Source organism: Nosocomiicoccus sp. HMSC059G07 (genome assembly GCF_001815515.1).
GTDB lineage: Bacteria > Bacillota > Bacilli > Staphylococcales > Salinicoccaceae > Nosocomiicoccus > Nosocomiicoccus ampullae_A.
Genome location: NZ_KV820802.1, coordinates 2,227 through 2,795, shown reverse-complemented (window position 1 = coordinate 2,795; position 569 = coordinate 2,227). Strand labels below are relative to the sequence as shown.

Here is a 569-nt window from a genome sequence, read left to right as displayed (position 1 = left end):
ACACACTCAAAATATAAGAGTGGTAGAAAAAAGGGGTTATGAATATGATTAAAGAAAAAGACAATATGACAATGCGTTTTTATGAGGGAATTGGAAAAACAGACGTAATTTTACTTAATGACGAAAAAAAGATTGATGATTTATTACTAACACTAGAAACAACATGTAATTTCAATGATGAAGAAATTGCACGGTTCTTATTTAAAAATGAAGCATTAGGAATCTGGATTGCGATTGATAATTCAACGTCAGATGTATGGATTGAAGAATACAATACATTAGAAGAAGCACTTGCTTATCTATTAGTAGATGATGAGTTTAAATTAACAGAAACAGATAATAATATGATGACACAAACAATTAATGAATTTTATACTGGCGATTTAAAAGGTTCAATAATTTATTTCTATTACTAAAGTAAAGCACTCTAAAGAGTGCTTTACTCAGTATTATTAAAAGAAAAACGGTAAGCCCTATGCTCCTAAACGGATCATAGGGCTTTTTATTGTATAAGTGCATGGAAGAAACGCTGATTGCGTTTCTTTTATCCGTTCGTTATCACTCACTCT

The 569-nt window shown here is 30.1% G+C and carries 1 protein-coding gene; it reads left to right on the top strand.

Annotated elements, in window-relative coordinates; all coding sequences use genetic code 11:
• The first annotated feature begins 44 nt into the window (after window positions 1–44).
• Complete coding sequence (locus HMPREF3029_RS02910) at window positions 45–416, top strand: hypothetical protein (protein WP_070709642.1); 372 nt, start codon at window positions 45–47, stop codon at window positions 414–416.
• Window positions 417–569 lie beyond the last annotated feature (153 nt).